This is a genomic window from Streptomyces sp. UNOB3_S3, from assembly GCF_020740895.1.
GTDB lineage: Bacteria > Actinomycetota > Actinomycetes > Streptomycetales > Streptomycetaceae > Streptomyces.
Genome location: NZ_JAILXP010000785.1, coordinates 1 through 519, shown reverse-complemented (window position 1 = coordinate 519; position 519 = coordinate 1). Strand labels below are relative to the sequence as shown.

Sequence of the window (519 nt, the reverse complement as noted above, 5' to 3'; positions counted from 1 at the left end):
GGCCCACCCACCACCGGAGCGTGCCAATTCCAGGGAACGTACGTCTCCACGCACGTCAGCCCCATCGCCCGCAGCATCCCCAGCCGGTGCGCCCACAGCCCCTCGTGCACCCGGAAGTAGTGCAACGCCCCCGACAGCAGCCGCACCGGCCGCCCGTCGAGCTCGAAATCCTCGTCCCCCACCACGAACTCCGGCACGAACCCCGCCTTCCCTCGCACCACCCGGACACCGCGAACGGCGACCATCCTCGCCCTCTGGCGGGAGCCGGGGCCATGGACAAAGATCGGCCCTGATTGGACACCCGGCGGCCGTGGAGGGCGGACACGCGTGTACCACACCTGGATGCGCTACTTCACGCCCGGCCCGGTCCACCACCGGCTCGGCCTCGTCTGCCTGGGCGTCGGACTCCAGCACGGCGCCCTCCCCACCGTCGGCCCCCGCACCCTCGACCACCACGTCGCCGTCGTCATCAGCGCCGGCACCGGCTGGTACCGCACCCCCGACCCCCACGTCCACACC

At 72.3% G+C, this 519-nt stretch carries 1 protein-coding gene and 1 pseudogene; one reads left to right on the top strand and one right to left on the bottom strand.

Going from position 1 to position 519, the window contains the following annotated elements; translation table 11 throughout:
* The coding region (locus tag K6I33_RS35635; protein ID WP_229358907.1) for a beta-galactosidase at nucleotides 1-197 on the bottom strand (197 nt) is incomplete at its 3' end.
* Nucleotides 198-327: 130 nt separating this feature from the next.
* On the opposite strand from K6I33_RS35635, the pseudogene K6I33_RS35630 reads away from it, so the two are divergent.
* Nucleotides 328-519 (top strand): annotated as a pseudogene (locus K6I33_RS35630) (AraC family transcriptional regulator); the annotation flags it as partial.